The sequence below is a fragment of the Serratia sp. PF-27 genome (assembly GCF_030053255.1).
Classification (GTDB): domain Bacteria; phylum Pseudomonadota; class Gammaproteobacteria; order Enterobacterales; family Enterobacteriaceae; genus Serratia; species Serratia bockelmannii.
Genome location: NZ_JASGBT010000002.1, coordinates 59,597 through 79,423, shown reverse-complemented (window position 1 = coordinate 79,423; position 19,827 = coordinate 59,597). Strand labels below are relative to the sequence as shown.

Below are 19,827 nucleotides of genomic sequence, written 5' to 3'. Positions count from 1 at the left end.
GAAGGGCCGCGGCACCTGTACTGAACATCGGTTAATCCCGGTTTGTTTTAAATTTGACGGGCAATAGCCGTTCACGCCATGCAGACGTCGCGAGACGGCAGGGCTAAGCGTGGTTCAGTTTTGGGAAGGGCGCTATGGTAATGGAAGGCGGCGCGTTCGTCACCTGCAAAACCGGATGATTTTTCTTAACCTGGCGCAATCTCAAAACAGCCCCATCTGCCCGGTGACCAGCGTAGTGAAATCGTCGTGCAAGAAAGGGAGTATAGCGTCTGCCACCGGTTGCAGCTGGCGTTCGAGGTAATGCTGATAGTCGATGGGCGAATGGCGGGTTTCCAGCGGTTCCGGCCCGGCGACGGTCATCACGTAGCTGATCCAGCCGCCGTTCTGATACTGCAGCGGCCGCCCCTGGCTGCGGTTGTAGTCGTCGGCGATGCGTGCGGCGCGGGCGTGCGGCGGCACGTTGCGCTGATAGTCGTCGAGCTTCCTGCGCAGCCGTTTGCGGTACACCAATTGATCGTCGAAGTCGCCGTTCAGGGTTTTGCCGACGTAGTCGCGCACGTAGTCCTGGTAGGGTTGCCGTTTGAAGATGCGCTGATAGAGCTGCTGCTGGAACTCCTGCGCCAGCGGCGTCCAGTCGGTGCGCACCGTTTCCAGGCCTTTGTACACCATTTCTTCCTGGCCGTCGGCGCGCGCGATCAGGCCGGCGTAGCGTTTCTTGCTGCCCTGCTCGGCGCCGCGAATGGTCGGCATCAGGAAGCGGGAATAGTGGGTTTCGAACTCCAGCTCCAGCGCGTTCTCCAGCCCGAACTGCTGCTGCAGATGCTGTTGCCACCAGGCGTTGACCCGTTGCACCAGCGCCCGGCCGATCTGCGCGGCCTGCTGCTCGTCATGCGGCTGTTTCAGCCAGACGAAGGTGGAGTCGGTGTCGCCGTAAATCACCTGATAGCCTTCGGCTTCGATCAGCTCACGGGTTTGGCGCATGATCTCGTGGCCGCGCAGGGTGATCGACGACGCCAGCCGCGGATCGAAGAAGCGGCAGCCGCTCGATCCCAGCACGCCGTACAGCGCGTTCATGATGATCTTCAACGCCTGCGACAGGGGCTTGTTGTGTTGGCGCTTGGCGGCCTCGCGCCCCTGCCAGATCTGCTCGACGATCGCCGGCAGGCAGTGTTTGCTGCGCGAGAAGCGGGCGTTGCGAAAGCCGGGCACCGAGTCGGCGTCGCTGGGGTGGCGCATGCCTTCCACCAATCCGACCGGATCGATCAGGAAGGTGCGGATGATCGACGGGTACAGGCTTTTATAGTCCAGTACTAGCACCGAATCGTACAGGCCGGGCTGGGAGTCCATCACAAAGCCGCCGGGGCTGTGCTCCTCCGGCTGTTCGCCGAGGTTGGGGGCAACAAAGCCCAGGCGATGCATGCGCGGCATATAGAGGTGGCTGAAGGCCGCCACCGATCCGCCGCTGCGATCGGCCGCCAACCCGGTGACGGTGGCGCGCTCCAGCAGGAAGTTGAGCAGATCGGCCTTGGCGAAGATGCGCGTCACCAGCTCGCAGTCCTTCAGGTTGTAACGGGCCAGCGCCGGCTTGTCTTCGGCGAAGCGTCGGTCGATCTCCGCCATGCGCTGATAAGGGTTGTCGATAGCCTTGCCTTCGCCCAGCAGTTCCTGCGAAACGTATTCCAGGCTGAAGGAGGGAAAATTCCAGGTGGCGGATTTCAGCGCCTCGATGCCGTCGATGATCAGGCGGCCGGCGGCGGCGGCGAAAAAGTGATTCTGCTTGAAGCCATGCTCGCGCCACTCCAGCAGGTTGCCGCCGCGCCCCAGCCGCAGCGGGATTTGGTAGCGTTCGGCGTGCTTTTGCAGCACCCGCAGATCGAACTGTACCAGGTTCCAGCCGATGATGGCGTCGGGATCGTGACGCTCCAGCCACGCGTTCAGCCGTTCCAGCAACTGAGGACGGCTGGCGCAGTATTCCAGATCGAAATCCAGGGGCTCATCGCCGCCGTTGGCCGGCCCCAGCATGTAGACCTGCCGCTGGCCACAACCTTCCAGCGCGATGGAGTAAAGCTCGCCGTGGGCGGTAGTTTCGATATCCAGCGACACCAGCCTGAGCGCCGGGCGGTAGTCCGGTGCCGGCTTCATCTGGCCGCTGAGCAACGGCCCATCGCCGTTGCCCTGGCCGTTGAACCACACCGGCGCGGTAATGAAGCGTTCCATCAGGTAGCGCTCGGGCGGGCGAATGTCGGCCTCGTAGACCGCAACGCCGCCTTCCCGCAGCAGCTTTTCCAGCTTGATGAGCTGACGGTGCTGGCGGCAGTACAGCCCCAGCATCGGGCGGTGATGAAAATCCGTCAGCGCCAGCGGTTTCAGTTCCACCTGCCGCTCTTCACGCAGCAGCAGTTCCGCGCGCTGCCTTTGTTCGGCGGGGATAAACGCCACCGAGGTCTGCGGCGGCAAGCGCAGTTGGCGCGGGCCTGCGTCGGTCGCCAGCCAAAATTCGACCTCGGTGCCGGCGGGCGTGTCGCGCCAGTGGCGAGTGAGCAGGAACCCCTGTTGCAGTGCTGTCATAACCCCTTCGTTTTCCACCGGGCGGCGTGCGCGACGTTCAGCGTGATGTCGGTTTTGGCGCTAATATAGATATATTATAGTATGGGTTTTTATACAGTGATTGTCCATCGCCGCGCGCGTTGCCAAATACGCATACAATTCATCGATTGACTCGCCAGCGGCGGCGCTGGAAAATCCTCGGCCCCGTTTGGCCCGAATAATCCGCAGAGGTGTAATGGAAGCCTATTTACAAGATTTGATCACCCAGTCACTGGCTTTCACCCTGATGGTCGTTCTGCTGGTCGCTCTTTTCGAGTCGCTAGCGCTGGTGGGGCTGCTGCTGCCCGGCACGGTGATGATGGCCAGCATCGGCGCGCTGATCGGCAGCGGCAAGGTGGACTTTTACTACGCCTGGGCGGCGGGGATCGTCGGCTGCCTGCTTGGCGACTGGATCTCCTATTTCGTCGGCCGCGCCTTTAAGGGGCCCTTGCACCGCTGGTCGTTCCTGAAAAAGAACAAAGCATTGCTCGACAAAACCGAACATGCCTTGCACCAGCACAGCATGGCGACCATTCTGATCGGCCGCTTCGTTGGCCCGACGCGCCCGCTGGTGCCGATGGTGGCCGGCATGCTCGATTTGCCGCCGTACAAGTTCGCGTTGCCGAACATCATTGGTTGCCTGACCTGGCCGCCGGTCTATTTCTTCCCCGGCATCCTGGCGGGCGTGGCGATCGACATTCCCGCCGGCGCCAACAGCGCGATGTTCAAGTGGTTGCTGCTCGCTGCGGCGCTTACCCTCTGGCTGGCGGTGTGGCTGAGCTGGCGCTGGTGGCGTGAGGGCAAGCGCAACGCCGATCGGCTGAGCCGTTGGCTGACGCCGCTGCGGCTGCGCGTGGTGTGCGGATTGAGTTGGCTGGCGGCGTTGGCGGTCGGCTATCTGCTGAGCCAACAGCCGCTGATGCCGGTGTACCGGCACCTGCTGTGGAAAGTGCTGGCCGGGCAATGATTGCGGGGGCGTAAGCCCCCTTCGTATCACTGGAAGAAGGCTTCCAGCTGTTCAAATACCCGCACGTCTTCGCTGTGGCGCTTCACCTGCAGCACGTCTTCCAGCTTTTCTACCTGGCTTATCATTTGCTCCAGCCGCTGATCGTCGGCGACCAATAGCCAAATGCGGCTCTGCTGGCCGTCCTTCAGCGGCAGACACAGAATGCCTTCGACGTTGAACGCGCGGCGGGCGAACAACCCACAAACGTGCGACATGACGCCGGGATGGTTGCGCACGGCCAGCTCCAGGATCACCTGGGGTTTATCTTGTGGTTGCAGCATGGCTTATTCTCCAATCATGTCGATGTTGGCGGCGCCCGGCGGCACCATCGGGAATACTTTTTCGTTGATATCGATCAGCGCGTGGATCAGGCAAGGGCCTGGGCGCTGGATCGCCTCGGCCAGCGCCGCCTGCGGATCTTCCGCAGCATTCAGATCGCAGGTATCCAGCCCGAATCCGGCGGCGATTTTCAGAAAGTCGGTACGCTTCGGATAGGCGGCGGCGAAGATGCGCTGTTGGTAGAACAGGGTTTGCTGCTGGTGCACCAGCCCCAATGCCTGGTTGTTCATCAAAATGATTTTCACGTCCAAATCGTGCTCGACCGCGGTGGCCATTTCCTGAATGTTCATCATCAGGCTGCCGTCGCCGGAGAAGCACAGTACTTTGCGCTCGGGCTCTGCCAACGCTGCGCCGATCGCCGCCGGCAGACCGAAGCCCATGGTGCCCAGGCCGCCCGACGTCAGCCACTGGCGCGGCCGGCTCAGCGGATAGGCCTGCGCCACCCACATCTGATGCTGGCCCACGTCGGTGGTGATAATGGCGCTGTCGTCCACGCAGCGCGCGGCGGCCAGCACCAGGCCGTAATGGCTCAGCGGATCGTCGGCGTTCGGCATGTTGAACGGGAATTCGCGTTTCAGGTCGTTGACGGTGTTCAGCCATGCGCTGCGTGGCTGCGTGTCGATCTGCGGCAGCAGCTGTTCCAGCACCTGGCCGACGTCGGCATGGATTGCCACGTTGGCCTGTTTGACCTTGCCCAGCTCGGCGCGGTCGATATCCACGTGAATGATGGCGGCGTTAGGGCAGAACTGCTCGGTTTTGCCGATTGCCCGATCGTCGAAGCGTGCGCCCAGCACGATCAGCAGATCGGCCTCCTGCAGAATGAAGTTGGTGCTGCGCGCCGCGTGCATGCCCAGCATGCCCAGCGACAGCGGGTGTTCCACCGGCATCGCGCCCAGCGCCATCAGCGTCATGGTGGTAGGCAGACCGGCGCGCTCGGCCAGTTCCACCGCCTGGCGGTGAGCGTCGGCGCAGATGATGCCGCCGCCCAGGTAGAGGATCGGGCGTTTCGCCTGGTTGATCATCGTGGCGGCCTGAGAAACCAGCGCCGGATCGAAGCTCGGAGCGGCGTCCGGCACGGCGATCGGCGGCAGTTCTTCCAGGGTAATGGTGGCGGTTTGCACGTCTTTCGGCACATCGATCCAGACCGGGCCGGGGCGGCCGGACTCGGCGATGCGGAAGGCGTCGCCAATCACCTGCGGCAGTTCGCGGATATCGCGCACCAGATGGTTGTGCTTGGTGATCGGGATGGAAATGCCGTACGTATCCACTTCCTGGAAGGCGTCAGTGCCGATCATCGAGGAGGGCACCTGACCGGTGATGCACACCAGCGGAATGGAGTCGAGCTTGGCGTCGGCGATAGCGGTGACCAGGTTGGTGGCGCCCGGCCCGCTGGAGGCGATGCACACCGCCGCCTTGCCGTTGGCGCGCGCCATGCCTTGCGCCATAAAGCCCGCGCCCTGTTCGTGGCGCGCCAGCACGTGGTGAATGCGGGTGCTTTGGCTCAGCGCGTCATACAGCGGCAGCGCCGCACCGCCGGGGATGCCGGCGACGGTGGTGATGCCCTGACGCTCCAGCAAATGAACGATCAATTGTGCGCCGGTGAAGCGGGTACTCGGTTGAGGCGTGCCCGAAGTTGCCATGTTCCTGTCCTTTCTCAAGGCCGGTGAGCTTTGCTGGGCAGGATGCTAAAACAAGAAACCCCGCCCGGTTTGCGCCGGCGGGGTTTGGGAATCGATGCGTTGATTCGGACCCTACGGCGCATTGCCGACGACCACCACCACACGCACGACGACCACCGCGGCTGGTAGCGCGGTAACTAGTAGGGTCGAAGTCAGCGAGGATGCGATCACAGGGAACCTTATCATCAGTAAAAAAAGTCAGGTTTTTATAAAAACACAGGCGCAAAATTCGCACAACAGGTTTATTGGCGCAGCATAAAAAACGCGCGTCAGATCACGCTTTACCCGAAATGCCCAGCACGCGCGCTTCCGGTGCGCTGCCGTCCAGCAGGGCCTGCGTCGGGCCGTCGTAGTAGATGCGGCCGTCGACCACCAGCAGCGTGCGCGGTGCGATGCGTGCGGCGTCGTCGAGATTGTGCGACACCATCAGCAGCGTCAGATTACGCTGTTCGCACACCGTCTGCAGCAGCTGCAACATCTCGTTGCGCAGCGCCGGATCGAGCGCCGAGAAGGGCTCGTCGAGCAGCAGGATCGGCCGTTGGCGAATCAAACAGCGCGCCAGCGCGGCGCGCTGACGCTGGCCGCCGGAAAGCTGCGACGGCAGGCGCTCCAGGTGCTCCTCCAGGCCGACCTGACGGGCGATATGCGCCCGCTGTTGGCGCTGTTGTTCAGTCAGGCGTAGGCCGGGATCCAATCCCAGCCCGATGTTCTGCGCCACCGTCAGGTGCGCGAACAGGTTGTTCTCCTGAAACAGCATCGACACCGGCCGTTTGGCCGGCGGCGTTGCGGTATGATCTTCGCCGTTCAGCAGCAGCCGGCCGCTGGCCGCCGGCAGAAAACCGGCGATCAGGCTCAGCAGGGTGCTTTTACCGGCGCCGCTGGGGCCGAGCACCGCGACGCGCTCGCCCGGCTGGATGCGCAGATCAAAGCGCATCGGCAGGTGTTCATACAGGTAGGTCAGTTTTTCAAGCGTCAGCATGGCGCCCCGGTAAGCGTTCGATCAGGGTAAACAGCAGGAAGCACAGCAGCAGCAGCAGCAGCGCGGTCACCGCCCCGTCGTTGCTGCGGTAGGCGCCAATCTGCTGATACAGGTAAAAAGGCAGGGTACGGAAATGCTCATTGCCAAACAAGGCGACCACGCCGAAATCGCCGATCGACAGCACGCAGGCGAAGGCCAGCGCCTGCGCCAGCGGGCGGCGCAGGGCGCGTAGTTCGATCAGCCGCAGCCGCTGCCAGCCGCGGATATCCAGCGACAGGCACAGCGGGTTGTAACGTTCGGCGAGGTCGCGCATCGGGTTCTCCAACACCTTCAGCGCATAGGGCACCGCCATCAGCGCATTGGTGAGGATCACCAGCGCATAGGGCGACTGCGGCAGCCCGATCGTATCGCTCAGCAGCAGGAAGAAGCCAGTGGCCAGCACGATGCCCGGCATCGCCAGGATCACCATGCCGCTCAGCTCCAGCGCCTGGCCGCCGCGCAGTTGCTGTCGCAGCTTCAGCTCGCGGCTGCTCCACAGCAGCATCATCGTGAGCGCCACGCACAATAGCCCGGCGCCGAGGGCGATGCGCAGCGACGTGAACAGCGCCTGCCACAGCACCGGCTGGCGCAGCACGCTGACGACGGCCTGATTGGCGCCGTCGGCAATCACCGCCAGCAGAGGCGGCAGCAGCAGCAACAGCGCGGCGGCGATCAGCAGAAAATCGCTGATGCGCCGCCACCGGCTGTCTTCCGGGTTGCGCCAGCGCTGGGCGTGGGTATGCCCTACCGGCAATGCCTGGCTCAGGCGTTGGCTGATCAGCACCAGCCCCAGACAACAGCTTAACTGGATCAGCGCCAGCATGGCGGCGCGGCCCAGATCGTAGTCGTAACTCAGCGCCTGGTAGATCGCCAGTTCGATGGTGGTGGCCTGCGGTCCGCCGCCCAGCGACAGCACGGTGGCGAAGCTGGCGAAACACAGCATGAAGATCAACGCGCCGCTCGGCAGGATCTGGCGGCGCAGCGCCGGCCATTCGACGAAGCGGAACTGCTGCCAGCCGCTCATACCCAGTTGGGCGGCCAGTTGGCGCTGCTCCACCGGAATGTTCTCCAGCGCTTGCAACAACAGGCGGGTAGCCAGCGGCAGGTTAAAGAACAGGTGCGCCAGCAGAATGCCCTGCAGCCCGTAGGGCGAGAAATCATACTCGACGCCCAGCCAGCCGCACAGCGTCGCCAGCCAGCCCTGGCGCCCATAGACGCTGAGCAGGCCGAACACCGCCACCAGCACCGGTAGCACCAGCGTCATGGCGCACAGCCGCAGCAACAGCTGCCGGCCGGGGAAACGGCGGCGATAGAGCGCGCGCGCCAGCAGAACGGCGGGCAGCACCGAAATCAGCGCTGACAGCAGCGCCTGCCAGTAGGTGAAGCGCACCACGTGCCACAGGTAGCTGTCCTGCCACAGGCCGCGCCAGTCGCTGTCCGGCGCATGGCGCCACAGCGAGCCCATCGCCAGTGCGGCGACCAGCAGGATCACGCCGGCGGCCAGCAGCCCCGGCCAGAGCCAGCGGGGGATCAGCGGCTGACGGCGGTTTGCCATGCCCGGATCCAACCGCCGCGTTGTGTGGCCACCTCTTCGGCGCTGTATTGCAGCGCGGTCTGCGGCACGTTCATCTGCTCAAAACCGACGGGCAGCGGGGTGTTGATCACCGGGTACATCCAGTTGCCGGTCGGGATGGTGTTCTGGAACGCCGGCGTCACCATGAACTGCATGAAGCGCTCCGCCAGTTCAGGCTGTTTGGCGGCCTTCAGCTTGCCCGCCACTTCCACCTGCAGGTAGTGGCCTTCGCTGAACGTGGCGGCGGCGTAGAGGTCTTTTTTCTCAGCGATCAGGTGGTAGGCGGGAGAGGTGGTGTAGCTGAGCACCAGATCGCCTTCGCCTTTCAGGAACAGGCCATAGGCCTCGCTCCAACCTTTGGTGACGGTGACGGTCTTCTTCGCCAACTGCTGCCAGGCGGCCGGCGCCTTGTCGCCATACACTTTTTGCATCCACAGCAGCAGGCCGAGGCCCGGCGTGCTGGTGCGCGGATCTTCGTAAATCACCTTCCAGTCGCGATCGCTGCTGATCAGCTCCTGCAGGCTTTTCGGTGGATTCTTCAGTTTTTCTTTGTTGTAGACGAAGGCGAAGTACCCGTAGTCGTAAGGCACGAAGGTCGTATCCTGCCAGCCGCCCGGCACCGTCAGCTTGGCGGTGTCGACGCCGCTCGGCGCGAACAGGCCGGTTTGCTGCGCCGCCTGCAACAGGTTGTTGTCCAGCCCCAGCACCACGTCGGCGGCGCTGTTCTTGCCTTCCATGCGCAGGCGGTTGAGCAGTGAGACGCCGTCTTCCAGCGCCACGAACTTCAGCTCACAGTCGCACTCGGCTTCGAAGGCTTTTTTTACCGCCGGGCCAGGGCCCCAGTCGGCGGCAAAGGAATCGTAGGTGTAAACCGTCAGCGTCGGCTTGGCGAACACCGGCGCGGCGCACAGCAGCAATAAGCAGGGCAGATATTTTTTGACCACGTTGCACTCCTGAAAAATAAGGGGGCAAGGGTATCTGAGGGGGCGAGGCGGCGTCGCCGGTTCGCTGGGCTCAAATCCCTCCGCCGGTATTGACCGGATCAGGTTCGACGGGTGTGCTCTCAGCGGAGAATCGGGCTTATGCACACGGCCCGACTCACCGCACCCCGTTGAGACGGCGCTATTGTAAAGATTAACCGACCCGGGCGAAAGGCGCTTATGCCTCCGGCGGGGCAAACCAGGCTGACTTGAAGTCGAACCAGCCGAGGGTGTTCATTCGCACGCCGCGCATGCTGCGCTGGCCGTGCAGCTGCAGCCAGTGGTGGAACAGCGGATGTAGCTGGTGGTTGCTGACTAGCCGCTGGCAAAACTCCGCCAGCGGCAAGCGGTTGGCGCGCCATAACTCCGCGTCCTGCGCCAGATCCTCGTTCATGCAGTGCTGCATCAGCGGCAGTTCGTACAGCGTGGCGAACAGCGAAAACTCCAGCGGCAGATAGAAGTTGGCGCTGCCGAGCCACAGATCGCTGCGCGCGTCGCCCTGGTGCCAGGTGGCGTAATCCACGCTTTGTACGATCAGGCGGATGCCGTGCTGCGCCAACAGCGGTTCGATCGCCTGGCGAATGGCGTGAAACTCCGAATGTTCATTGAAGTGGGTCATCGTCAGTTCAGTCAGCCCCGCCGGTTTGGGTTGCTGCGCCAGCGTGCGGTTGTGGTGCCAGCGCGGCAGCAGGCCGTATGCCGGCGACCAATAGCGCTGGTAGAGCGGCCCGGCGTGGCTCAGCAATGAAATGGGGTTGATCAATTCGCACAGCCAGCTGCGAATGGCGGGGTCGGCGGCCAGCGGGGAACGCTGATCGAACAGCAAGAAATAACAGCCCTCTTCCAGTCGGCTTTCCAGTTCGTTTTTGCCGGTTTCATCGCCCTGCAGCTGCACGCCGGAGTGCACCAGCTCTTCGGAGAACTCCGGCAGCACCCAGATGTTCACCTCGTCGATCAGCGCCCGGTAGCCGAAATAGTCGTCGAAGGCGTGGATCTTCATCTGGCTGGGAAGATTGCGCACCACGCGGTAGGGGCCGGTGCCGACCGGATGGCGGGCAAAGTCCGGCAGTTCGCGCCATTCGCGCGGCAGGATCATGGCCTGCACGCTGCCCAGCAGCCAGGGTAGCCAGTGGTCGGGGCTGCGCAGATGCACGTCGATAACGAACGGCGTCGGCGAGGTGACGCTTTCGATATGTGAGAACAGCGGTTGCGAGGTCAGACGCGAGAGGGAAGTGATGACGTCTGCCATCTCCAGCTCGCGGCCGTGATGAAAATGGATCGCCGGGCGCAGGTAAAACCGCCAGTGCAAGGGCGTCAGCGCCTGCCAATGGTGGGACAGATCGGACTCCAGTTCCCCGTTTTCCTCATTTATGCGCGTCAGGCCGTTGAAGATCTGGCGCGCCAAATGGGTTTCCGAACGCCGCAGCGCCGAGCCGGGCAGCAGGTTGTACAACTGCCGGTAGTAGAGCACCCGCAGGATGTGTTTACCCTGGCGGAAGCTGCGCCCCAGCTGCGACAGCAGCATTTGGCGCACCACGTTTTTGTCGCCCACCAGCTGCACCAACTGATCGATGCGATCCTGTTCCAACAGCTCCTCGGCCCGCTGTTGCTGCAGCGCCAGGCCGGTGTAGTGGAAGGTTAACCGTGAACGCTTGCCGCGCCCCGACTCCGCCTGCCAGGTGAGCCAGCCTTCCCGCTGCATGGCGCTCAGCAGGGAGCGCACGTGGCGCCGCGAGCAGCTGAGCACCTCCGCCAGATCCTGCAGGGTGGTGTCGGTGGTTTCACCGTGGCAGCGCTGCCACAGGCGGATGAACTGTTGCTGCAATCTGGACGTGGACATAAAAGAGGAACGCTCCCGCCTCAACTCGTCAATTTTTCTTTCCCTATATTACGCCGATAATTTTCATCAATGAAAGGGGAGGGCGTAATCATGAAAGCTTTCTTATCCAAACAGTTCTATCAGCGCTATTTCAGCGCGGTGCGCCGTCAACGCGCCGACTGGCTGAGCGTGGTGCCCGAACAGGCGCGGCTGGCGATGCTGGCACACCTGACGCAATGGGACATCAAAGAGATGACCGATAAGCAATATCGCGAGCACCTGTAGGGGCTGCGGCAACAAGTTTCTGAGTAATGGTGCTGTTTCACCAGCCAGTGGGGCAACCCACTGGTTTTTTTATGCATGGACATGGCGATGCGCTTGCATTTTTCTTGCCGTGGCCTAAGGTTCTTTCTTCTGCTTTGAGGTCAGGGAAGACGATATGCAACGCCTGAGCCGGTTGTCACTGCGCATTAACCCCATCTTTGCCGCATTCCTACTGATCGCTTTTCTCTCCGGCATCGCCGGCGCATTGCTGACGCCGACGCTCAGCCTGTTTCTGACCACCGAAGTTAAGGTGCGGCCGCTGTGGGTCGGGCTGTTTTACACCGCCAACGCGGTGGCCGGCATCGTCGTCAGCTTCCTGCTGGCCAAACGTTCCGACACCCGCGGCGATCGCCGCAGGCTGATCCTGCTGTGCTGCCTGATGGCGGTCGGTAACTGCCTGTTGTTCGCCTTTAACCGCGACTACCTGACGCTGATCACCGCCGGGGTGCTGATGTCCGCCGTTGCCAACACCGCCATGCCGCAGATCTTCGCGCTGGCGCGGGAATATGCCGATAGCGAGGCGCGTGAAGTGGTGATGTTCAGCTCGGTGATGCGCGCCCAGCTTTCGCTGGCGTGGGTGATCGGCCCGCCGCTGTCGTTTGCGTTGGCGCTGAACTACGGATTCACCGTGATGTTCCTGATTGCCGCCGCCACCTTCGCGGTTTGCGTGCTGCTGGTGGGGTTTATGCTGCCTTCGGTGCCGCGCGCGGCGGAAAATGAGGGGCTGCAGGGTGGGGTGTCTGCGCCGATCGCGCCCGCCAGTGCCTGGCGCAATCGCGACGTGCGGCTGCTGTTCATCGCCTCAATGCTGATGTGGACCTGCAACACCTTGTATATCATCGATATGCCGCTGTATATCACCGCCGATCTTGGCCTGCCGGAAGGGTTGGCCGGGGTGTTGATGGGCACCGCCGCCGGGCTGGAGATCCCGGCGATGCTGCTGGCCGGTTACTACGTCAAACGCTTCGGCAAGCGCAACATGATGCTGCTGGCGGTGGTGGCAGGCGTGCTGTTTTACCTCGGGCTGACGGTACTGGAGAGCAAGCCGGCCCTGATCGCGCTGCAGCTGCTCAACGCGGTGTTTATCGGTATCGTCGCCGGTATCGGCATGCTCTATTTTCAGGATTTGATGCCGGGCCGACCGGGCGCCGCCACCACGCTGTTCACCAACAGCATCTCGACCGGGGTGATCCTGGCCGGGGTGCTGCAGGGCGCGCTGGTGGAGAACCTCGGTCATGGCTCGGTGTATTGGATGGCGGCGCTGTTGGCGCTGGCGGCGCTCGGGATGAGCGCCAAAGTGCGTGAAGTGTGAGGTTAAACGACGGCATTCTTGATGCAAGTCATTGAGAAGGCTGATGCGGACGCCCAAGCTGAAGGCATATGGAGCGCGATCGTTGCGCCCACGCCCGTCTCGCTATTGAGATGCCGCCTTGTTGTTTAGAACAGTGGGAACGTTATGGATAAACTCACACCGCTCAAACCGCTTCCTTCCTTGTGCGCCCTGGCCGCCACGCTGATTATCTGGTTCCTCATTCCCGTACCGGAGGGCGTTGCGCCCAACGCCTGGCAGCTGCTGGCGCTGTTTATCGGCACCATCATCGCCATTATCGGCAAAGCGATGCCGATTGGCGCGGTCTCAGTGATCGCCATCGCCCTGGTGGCGGTGACCGGCGTCACCAATCCCGGCAAGCCGGGCGCCGCGCTGGACGATGCACTCAGCGGTTTTTCCAACCAGCTGATCTGGCTGATCGGCTTTTCGATCATGATCTCCCTCAGCCTGAACAAAACCGGGCTGGGCGCGCGCATCGGCTACTATTTTATTTCGCTGTTCGGCAAAAAAACGCTGGGCATCGCCTATGCGCTGACGCTGGCGGAAACCACACTGGCGCCGGTGACGCCGAGTAACACCGCGCGCGGCGGCGGCATCATTCACCCGATCATGAAATCGATCGCCGACAGTTTCGGCTCCAAACCGGAGCTCAATACCTCCGGCAAGATCGGCCGCTACCTGTCGCTGGTGAACTACAACATCAACCCGGTCACCTCGGCGATGTTTATCACCGCCACTGCGCCTAACCCGTTGATCGTCAGCCTGATCGCCAAAGGCACCCATGGCAGCTTCGAGCTGTCCTGGTCGATGTGGGCGATTGCCGCCCTGGTACCTGGGCTGTGTTCGCTGCTCGTGATGCCGCTGGTCATCTACCTGCTGTATCCGCCGGAGGTGAAAAGCACCCCGGACGCGCCGCGCTTCGCGCGCGAAAAACTGCAGGCGTTGGGGCCGGTGACGCTGCCGGAAAAAATTACCCTCGGGGTGTTCGCGCTGTTGCTGATACTGTGGGCCGGCATTCCGGCGATGATCTTCGGCCCGGCGCTGGCGGTCAATCCCACCACCGCGGCGTTGATCGGCTTGGCGGTGCTGCTGGCCACCGGCGTGCTGAGCTGGGAGGATGTGCTGAAGCATAAAGGGGCCTGGGACACCGTGGTGTGGTTCTCGGCGCTGGTGATGATGGCCAGTTTCCTCGGCAAGCTGGGGCTGATCGGCTGGCTGTCGCAGACCGTGGGCAACGGCATTGACCATATGGGTATGAGCTGGGTGGGCGGTACGATCTTGCTGACTCTCATCTACTTGTATTCGCACTATTTCTTCGCCAGCACCACCGCGCACGTGACGGCGATGTTCGCCGCCTTCTTCGCCGCCGGCATCGCGCTTGGCGCGCCACCGGCGCTGCTGGGCCTGATCCTGGCGTTTTCTTCTTCGCTGATGATGTCGCTGACGCATTACGGCACCGGCACCGCGCCGATCATCTTTGGCTCCGGCTATGTGACGCTGGGAGAATGGTGGAAAGCGGGATGGGTGATGAGTGTGGTTAACCTGCTGATCTGGATGCTGATCGGCGGGGCGTGGTGGAAGCTGCTGGGCTACTGGTGAGGAAAAAATTCACCCGCCGGGCGGCGGGTGAAGGGGATTAATTCAGAAACGCCGGCTGCTGCGCTTCGTAGCGGGAGATGTCCACTTCGTGCTGCAGCGTCAGGCCGATGCTGTCCAGCCCGTTGATCATGCAGTGGCGGCGGAAGCTGTCGATTTCGAACGGATAGCTTTTGCCGCCGGCGTTGACCGTCTGGTTCTCCAGATCCACCACGAACTCCGTCCCTTCGTTGGCGTCTACCAGTTTGAACAGTTCATCCACCTGCTGCTCGCTCAGCGTTACCGGCAACAGCTGGTTGTTAAATGAGTTGCCGTAGAAGATATCGGCGAAGCTCGGCGCGATCACCACTTTGAACCCGTAGTCGGTCAGCGCCCAAGGGGCGTGTTCGCGCGAGGAGCCGCAGCCGAAGTTCTCCCGCGCCAACAGGATGCTGGCGCCTTTATAGCGCGGTTTGTTCAGCACGAACGCCGGGTTCGGTTGCTGGCCGGCATCGTCGAGGAAGCGCCAGTCGTTGAACAGATGCTGGCCGAAACCGGTGCGGGTGACCTTCTGTAAGAACTGCTTGGGAATAATGGCGTCGGTGTCGACGTTGGCCGCATCCAAAGGCACCACTAAGCCGGTATGTTGAGTAAATTTAGCCACGTTAGCCCCTTAGTGAATATCACGGATGTCGGCGAAGTGACCGGCGACGGCGGCCGCGGCCGCCATCGCCGGGCTGACCAGGTGGGTGCGCCCACCGCGGCCCTGACGCCCTTCGAAATTACGGTTGCTGGTGGATGCGCAGCGCTCGCCCGGATTCAGACGGTCGTTGTTCATTGCCAGACACATTGAGCAACCCGGCAAACGCCATTCGAAACCGGCTTCGATAAAGATTTTGTCCAACCCTTCGGCTTCCGCCTGGGCCTTCACCGGGCCGGATCCCGGCACCACGATGGCCTGCACGCCGCTGGCGACCTTGCGCCCCTTGGCGATCGCCGCCGCCGCGCGCAGATCTTCGATGCGTGAGTTGGTGCAGGAGCCGATGAACACTTTGTCGATCGGCACGTCGGTCAATTTGATGCCCGGTTTCAAATCCATGTAGGCCAGCGCTTTCTCGGCGGAGGCGCGCTCGACCGGATCGTTGAACGATTCCGGCGCCGGGATCGCCTGATTGACGGCGATCACCTGGCCGGGGTTGGTGCCCCAGGTGACCTGCGGTGCGATCTCTTCGGCGCGCAGCGTCACCACGGTATCGAACTGGGCGTCGGCGTCGGACTTCAACGTGCGCCAGTAAGCGACCGCCTGCTCCCAGTTTTCGCCGGTTGGCGCGAACTGGCGCCCTTTCAGGTAGGCGAAGGTGGTGTCGTCCGGCGCCACTAAGCCGGCTTTGGCGCCCATTTCGATCGCCATGTTGCACAGGGTCATGCGGCCTTCCATGCTCAACGCTTCGATCGCTTTGCCGCAGAACTCCACCACGTGGCCGGTGCCGCCGGCGCTGCCGGTTTTGCCGATCACCGCCAGCACGATGTCTTTGGCGGTGATGCCCTCGGCGGCGTCGCCGGTGACTTCAATCTTCATGGTTTTGGCCCGGCCCTGCTTCAGGGTTTGGGTCGCCAGCACGTGTTCCACTTCGGAGGTGCCGATGCCGAACGCCAGCGAGCCGAAAGCGCCGTGGGTGGCGGTGTGCGAGTCGCCGCAGACGATGGTCATGCCCGGCAGCGTCATGCCTTGCTCAGGCCCGATCACGTGCACGATGCCCTGGAAGGGGTGATTCAGGTCATACAACGAAACGCCGAATTCCGCGCAGTTCTTGATCAACTCCTGCATCTGGATACGTGCCATCTCGCCGCTGGCGTTGATGTCTTTGGTCTGGGTCGACACGTTGTGATCCATGGTGGCGAAGGTTTTGCCGGGCTGGCGTACCTTGCGGCCCATGGCGCGCAGGCCGTCGAACGCCTGCGGCGAGGTGACTTCGTGCACCAGGTGACGGTCGATATACAGCAACGGCGTTTCGTTCGGCGCTTCGTATACCACGTGGGCGTCGTACAGCTTCTGATATAAGGTCTTGGCCATGTTATGCCCCCTGAGCTACAAAGCGAGCGATGATGTCGCCCATTTCATCGGTGCTGACGGCTTTGCCGTCACCGGCCAGATCGGCGGTGCGGTAGCCCTGTTCCAACGCCTGGTTGATGGCGCGCTCCACGGCGTCGGCCGCTTCATCGGCGCCCAGGCTGTAACGCAGCAGCAGGGTGGCGGACAGGATCTGCGCAATTGGGTTGGCGATGCCTTTGCCTGCAATATCCGGCGCGGAACCGCCCGCCGGCTCGTACAGGCCGAAGCCTTGCTCGTTCAGGCTGGCGGATGGCAACATGCCCATCGAGCCGGTGATCATCGCGCATTCGTCGGACAGGATGTCGCCGAACAGGTTGGAGCACAGCAGCACGTCGAATTGGGACGGATCCTTGATCAGCTGCATGGTGGCGTTGTCGATATACATGTGCGACAGCGACACGTCCGGGTAATCCTTGGCAACCTGATTGACCACTTCACGCCACAGGATGGAGCTTTGCAGTACGTTGGCCTTGTCGATCGACGTCACCTTGTGGCGGCGCTTGCGGGCGGATTCGAAGGCGATGCGTGCGATGCGTTCAATCTCGAAACGGTGATACACCTCGGTATCGAAAGCGCGCTCCTGCATGCCCTGGCCTTCGCGGCCCTTCGGTTGGCCAAAGTAGATGCCACCGGTCAGTTCGCGCACGCACAGAATGTCGAAGCCGCGGGCGGCGATGTCGGCGCGCAGCGGGCAGAATGCCTCCAGCCCTTGATACAGGCGGGCCGGGCGCAGGTTGCTGAACAGTTTGAAGTGCTTGCGCAGCGGCAACAGCGCGCCGCGTTCCGGCTGCTCGGCCGGCGGCAGGTGTTCCCATTTCGGGCCGCCCACCGAGCCGAACAGGATGGCGTCGGCCTGCTCGCAGCCGGCGACGGTCGCCGCCGGCAACGGGCTGCCGTGGCGATCGATGGCGATGCCGCCGACGTCGTACTCGGCGGTGGTGATGCGAATATCAAAGCGTTGACGCACCGCGTCCAATACTTTGCGCGCCTGAGCCATTACTTCCGGGCCGATGCCGTCTCCGGGCAAGACGGCAATGTGATAAGTCTTCGTCATGTTCACACCGTTTCCTGATTATTTTGATGTTTGTTTTGCTGCAGGCGCTGCTTTTCTTTTTCTACCTGCTGTGAGCGCCAAATATTGTTCAACACGTGCACCATTGCCTTGGCAGAGGATTCGACGATGTCGGTCGCCAGGCCTACGCCGTGGAAGCGGCGGCCGTTGTAAGAGACGACGATATCCACCTGGCCCAGCGCGTCGCGGCCATGGCCCTTGGCGGTCAACTGGTACTTCACCAGCTCGATCGGGTAATCGGTGATGCGATTGATCGCCTGATAGACCGCATCGACCGGGCCGTTGCCGGTGGCGGCTTCGGCTTTCTCTTCGCCGCCGCAGATCAGTTTCACCGAGGCGGTGGCCATGATGCTGCTGCCGGACTGCACGCTGAAGTAGCCCAGGCTGAAGTGCTCCGGCTCTTCCTGCTGTTTATTGATGAAGGCCAACGCCTCCAGGTCATAGTCGAACACCTGGCCTTTTTTGTCGGCCAGCTTCAGGAAGGCGGCATACAGGGTATCCAGGTTGTAGTCCTGCTCCTGGTAGCCCATCTCTTCCATGCGGTGTTTCACCGCCGCGCGGCCGGAGCGGGAGGTCAGGTTCAACTGCACGTCCTTCAGGCCGATCGACTGCGGGGTCATGATTTCGTAGTTTTCGCGGTTCTTCAGCACGCCGTCCTGGTGAATGCCGGAGGAGTGGGCGAAGGCGTTGGAGCCGACGATCGCCTTGTTGGCCGGAATCGGCATGTTGCACAGCTGGCTGACGATCTGGCTGGTGCGGAAGATTTCCTGATGATTGATGTTGGTGTGCACGTTCATGATGTCCTGGCGCACTTTAATCGCCATGATCACCTCTTCCAGTGAACAGTTGCCGGCGCGCTCACCGATGCCGTTCAGGGTGCCTTCCACCTGACGGGCGCCGGCCTGGACCGCGGCAATGGAGTTGCCGACCGCCATGCCCAAATCGTCGTGGCAGTGTACGGAAATGATGGCTTTGTCGATGTTCGGCACGCGGTCATACAAGGTGGTGATGATGCCGCCGAACTGGTTCGGCGTGGTGTAGCCGACGGTGTCCGGAATATTGATGGTGGTGGCGCCGGCGTTGATGGCGGCTTCGACCACGCGGCACAGATTGTCGATCGGCGTGCGGCCGGCGTCTTCACAGGAGAACTCTACGTCGTCGGTGTAGTTGCGGGCGCGTTTGACCGAGCGCACCGCCATCTCCAACACTTCGTCGAACGAGCGCTTCAGCTTCGATTCGATATGCAGGGTGGAGGTGGCCAGGAACACGTGGATGCGGAACGCTTCGGCGACGCGCAGCGCTTCGGCGGCCACGTCGATGTCTTTGTCCACGCAGCGGGCCAGGCCGCAGACGCGACTGTTCTTGATCTGGCGCGCGATGGTTTGCACCGATTCGAAGTCGCCCGGCGAAGAGACCGGGAAGCCGACTTCCATCACGTCAACGCCCATTCTTTCCAGCGCCAGCGCAATCTGAATCTTCTCTTTTACGCTCAGGCTGGCCTGCAATGCCTGTTCGCCGTCACGCAGCGTGGTATCGAAAATAATGACTTGTTGGCTCATCGGTGCATTCCTTATCGTGTTGATTTCACGCTAAGCGGGCAAAAAAAAACCCGCGCAGTAGCGCGGGTTTCTTATGGGTGATCGGCTGAGTCAGCTCCGAACTTCATCCACAGGCATACCGCGCAAACAAGATGCGTTGAGTAGTAGGCCTAGTAGACGGTGGGTACGGATCATAAGGGTTCAGCTTCTCTTAAATTGGGTGTCTGCCTAATTTGATACGTGATTGGCCTGGCGATGTCAACACCTGATTGAATGCGGGGACAATGCACCGGCTAAGTGGCCAAACAGAGGAACATTCGGTAAAAATGCGGTGCTCTAGAGAAAAAGTGGGGCGCAGTTTGCGCGTTGCTTAGCATAAACGAATCGAATAGAGACTGCGCTAATTGCTTCTGGATTTTGTTGGGTTAAGATTTGTGATGAAAATTAAGAGAGATTAATCACGGGAGGCAACAAAATAACATTTTTAATTCAAATGATTGAAATTGGATTCATATGATTAATTGATTGTTTTAGTCATAATATAACAAAATAATGCGATTTTACACAAAGTGAGCGGTGTTTTTAGATGGTTTGATTGCTTATGATGTGTTTTTATAGTTTGTCTCATACAGTGCGGTTACGTTGTTTAATTGTATTAATCATTGTTAATACCTAATTGTTGGTACCACCCAGGTAGCATTCTTCCTGCTGACGGGATAAGTGACTGACATGCATTCCATATACGACTTATATCGTGTCGATAACACGAGGTTTTTTATCGGCTCATGACGGTAATAGCAGGATTTGTCGTGCAAAGATAAGACAATGCGGCGTTTCATTGTTTTTCGAGCATAAGGATTAGATTATCTACACAG

At 61.5% G+C, this 19,827-nt stretch carries 16 protein-coding genes and 1 riboswitch; of the genes, 4 read left to right on the top strand and 12 right to left on the bottom strand.

The genetic code is table 11. The annotated features are described in order from the left end of the window. Nucleotides 1-201: 201 nt before the first annotated feature. Complete coding sequence (locus QMZ29_RS00685) at nucleotides 202-2,568, bottom strand: DNA polymerase II (protein ID WP_197781130.1); 2,367 nt, start codon at nucleotides 2,566-2,568, stop codon at nucleotides 202-204. A 214-nt stretch (nucleotides 2,569-2,782) separates the two neighbouring features. On the opposite strand from QMZ29_RS00685, the gene QMZ29_RS00680 reads away from it, so the two are divergent. Beyond that, nucleotides 2,783-3,553 carry a DedA family protein gene (locus tag QMZ29_RS00680; RefSeq protein WP_261427458.1) on the top strand — a complete coding sequence of 257 codons (771 nt, stop codon included), beginning with the start codon at nucleotides 2,783-2,785 and terminating at the stop codon, nucleotides 3,551-3,553. Between the two features lie 26 nt (nucleotides 3,554-3,579). Here QMZ29_RS00680 and ilvN read toward each other — a convergent pair whose 3' ends face one another. From ilvN to sgrR, 7 genes are all read right to left on the bottom strand, one after another. Further along, a complete protein-coding gene (gene ilvN / locus QMZ29_RS00675; protein ID WP_016929110.1) occupies nucleotides 3,580-3,873 on the bottom strand; it encodes an acetolactate synthase small subunit in 294 nt (97 codons plus the stop codon). Nucleotides 3,874-3,876: 3 nt separating this feature from the next. Continuing rightward, entirely contained in the window at nucleotides 3,877-5,571 is a 1,695-nt protein-coding gene (gene ilvB / locus QMZ29_RS00670; RefSeq protein WP_033651682.1) for an acetolactate synthase large subunit, read from the bottom strand. A 111-nt stretch (nucleotides 5,572-5,682) separates the two neighbouring features. Further along, nucleotides 5,683-5,796, bottom strand: a complete 114-nt coding sequence (ivbL, locus tag QMZ29_RS00665) for an ilvB operon leader peptide IvbL (RefSeq protein ID WP_154747116.1) — start codon at nucleotides 5,794-5,796, stop codon at nucleotides 5,683-5,685. Nucleotides 5,797-5,884: 88 nt separating this feature from the next. Then, nucleotides 5,885-6,589: a thiamine ABC transporter ATP-binding protein ThiQ gene (thiQ, locus tag QMZ29_RS00660; protein ID WP_025301552.1), complete on the bottom strand. Its 705-nt coding sequence runs from the start codon at nucleotides 6,587-6,589 to the stop codon at nucleotides 5,885-5,887. Continuing rightward, the gene (gene thiP, locus QMZ29_RS00655; protein ID WP_282980710.1) at nucleotides 6,576-8,183 is read right to left on the bottom strand and encodes a thiamine/thiamine pyrophosphate ABC transporter permease ThiP; all 1,608 of its coding nucleotides are present in this window, start codon (nucleotides 8,181-8,183) and stop codon (nucleotides 6,576-6,578) included. The genes thiQ and thiP overlap by 14 nt, the downstream gene beginning before the upstream one ends. Continuing rightward, entirely contained in the window at nucleotides 8,159-9,145 is a 987-nt protein-coding gene (thiB, locus tag QMZ29_RS00650) for a thiamine ABC transporter substrate binding subunit (RefSeq protein WP_025301554.1), read from the bottom strand. Before thiB ends, thiP begins: the two co-directional genes overlap by 25 nt. A 57-nt stretch (nucleotides 9,146-9,202) precedes the next feature. Further along, a riboswitch (TPP riboswitch) is annotated at nucleotides 9,203-9,322 on the bottom strand. Between the two features lie 37 nt (nucleotides 9,323-9,359). Beyond that, complete coding sequence (sgrR, locus tag QMZ29_RS00645; protein WP_043135953.1) at nucleotides 9,360-11,021, bottom strand: HTH-type transcriptional regulator SgrR; 1,662 nt, start codon at nucleotides 11,019-11,021, stop codon at nucleotides 9,360-9,362. Between the two features lie 90 nt (nucleotides 11,022-11,111). Between sgrR and sgrT the strand changes: the two genes are divergently transcribed. The 3 genes from sgrT to QMZ29_RS00630 all read left to right on the top strand — a co-directional run bounded on the left by sgrT (nucleotide 11,112) and on the right by QMZ29_RS00630 (nucleotide 14,253). Further along, complete coding sequence (gene sgrT, locus QMZ29_RS00640; RefSeq protein WP_071826098.1) at nucleotides 11,112-11,285, top strand: glucose uptake inhibitor SgrT; 174 nt, start codon at nucleotides 11,112-11,114, stop codon at nucleotides 11,283-11,285. Nucleotides 11,286-11,439: 154 nt separating this feature from the next. After that, the gene (locus tag QMZ29_RS00635; protein WP_060434222.1) at nucleotides 11,440-12,636 is read left to right on the top strand and encodes a sugar efflux transporter; all 1,197 of its coding nucleotides are present in this window, start codon (nucleotides 11,440-11,442) and stop codon (nucleotides 12,634-12,636) included. 144 nt (nucleotides 12,637-12,780) lie between these two features. Continuing rightward, nucleotides 12,781-14,253 (top strand): DASS family sodium-coupled anion symporter, encoded by a 1,473-nt coding sequence (locus QMZ29_RS00630; RefSeq protein ID WP_025301557.1) that lies wholly within the window; start codon nucleotides 12,781-12,783, stop codon nucleotides 14,251-14,253. A 37-nt stretch (nucleotides 14,254-14,290) separates the two neighbouring features. On the opposite strand, the gene leuD is transcribed toward QMZ29_RS00630, so the two are convergent. Genes leuD through leuA form a run of 4 tightly spaced genes read right to left on the bottom strand, consistent with a single transcriptional unit; the run spans nucleotide 14,291 to nucleotide 18,973 of the window. Continuing rightward, complete coding sequence (leuD, locus tag QMZ29_RS00625) at nucleotides 14,291-14,893, bottom strand: 3-isopropylmalate dehydratase small subunit (RefSeq protein ID WP_043135950.1); 603 nt, start codon at nucleotides 14,891-14,893, stop codon at nucleotides 14,291-14,293. A gap of 9 nt (nucleotides 14,894-14,902) precedes the next feature. Beyond that, nucleotides 14,903-16,303, bottom strand: coding sequence for a 3-isopropylmalate dehydratase large subunit (leuC, locus tag QMZ29_RS00620; RefSeq protein WP_025301558.1), 1,401 nt, complete (start codon nucleotides 16,301-16,303; stop codon nucleotides 14,903-14,905). A 1-nt stretch (nucleotide 16,304) separates the two neighbouring features. Continuing rightward, the gene (gene leuB, locus QMZ29_RS00615) at nucleotides 16,305-17,396 is read right to left on the bottom strand and encodes a 3-isopropylmalate dehydrogenase (protein WP_025159635.1); all 1,092 of its coding nucleotides are present in this window, start codon (nucleotides 17,394-17,396) and stop codon (nucleotides 16,305-16,307) included. Between the two features lie 2 nt (nucleotides 17,397-17,398). Further along, entirely contained in the window at nucleotides 17,399-18,973 is a 1,575-nt protein-coding gene (leuA, locus tag QMZ29_RS00610; protein ID WP_004932820.1) for a 2-isopropylmalate synthase, read from the bottom strand. Nucleotides 18,974-19,827: the final 854 nt, after the last annotated feature.

Bases quoted from the DNA above. Each gene is read 5' to 3' on its own strand.
- QMZ29_RS00685 (WP_197781130.1), bottom strand. From the start codon at position 2,568: ATGACAGCACTGCAACAGGGGTTCCTGCTCACTCGCCACTGGCGCGAC.
- QMZ29_RS00680 (WP_261427458.1), top strand. From the start codon at position 2,783: ATGGAAGCCTATTTACAAGATTTGATCACCCAGTCACTGGCTTTCACC.
- ilvN (WP_016929110.1), bottom strand. From the start codon at position 3,873: ATGCTGCAACCACAAGATAAACCCCAGGTGATCCTGGAGCTGGCCGTG.
- ilvB (WP_033651682.1), bottom strand. From the start codon at position 5,571: ATGGCAACTTCGGGCACGCCTCAACCGAGTACCCGCTTCACCGGCGCA.
- ivbL (WP_154747116.1), bottom strand. From the start codon at position 5,796: ATGATAAGGTTCCCTGTGATCGCATCCTCGCTGACTTCGACCCTACTA.
- thiQ (WP_025301552.1), bottom strand. From the start codon at position 6,589: ATGCTGACGCTTGAAAAACTGACCTACCTGTATGAACACCTGCCGATG.
- thiP (WP_282980710.1), bottom strand. From the start codon at position 8,183: ATGGCAAACCGCCGTCAGCCGCTGATCCCCCGCTGGCTCTGGCCGGGG.
- sgrR (WP_043135953.1), bottom strand. From the start codon at position 11,021: ATGTCCACGTCCAGATTGCAGCAACAGTTCATCCGCCTGTGGCAGCGC.
- sgrT (WP_071826098.1), top strand. From the start codon at position 11,112: ATGAAAGCTTTCTTATCCAAACAGTTCTATCAGCGCTATTTCAGCGCG.
- QMZ29_RS00635 (WP_060434222.1), top strand. From the start codon at position 11,440: ATGCAACGCCTGAGCCGGTTGTCACTGCGCATTAACCCCATCTTTGCC.
- QMZ29_RS00630 (WP_025301557.1), top strand. From the start codon at position 12,781: ATGGATAAACTCACACCGCTCAAACCGCTTCCTTCCTTGTGCGCCCTG.
- leuC (WP_025301558.1), bottom strand. From the start codon at position 16,303: ATGGCCAAGACCTTATATCAGAAGCTGTACGACGCCCACGTGGTATAC.
- leuB (WP_025159635.1), bottom strand. From the start codon at position 17,396: ATGACGAAGACTTATCACATTGCCGTCTTGCCCGGAGACGGCATCGGC.
- leuA (WP_004932820.1), bottom strand. From the start codon at position 18,973: ATGAGCCAACAAGTCATTATTTTCGATACCACGCTGCGTGACGGCGAA.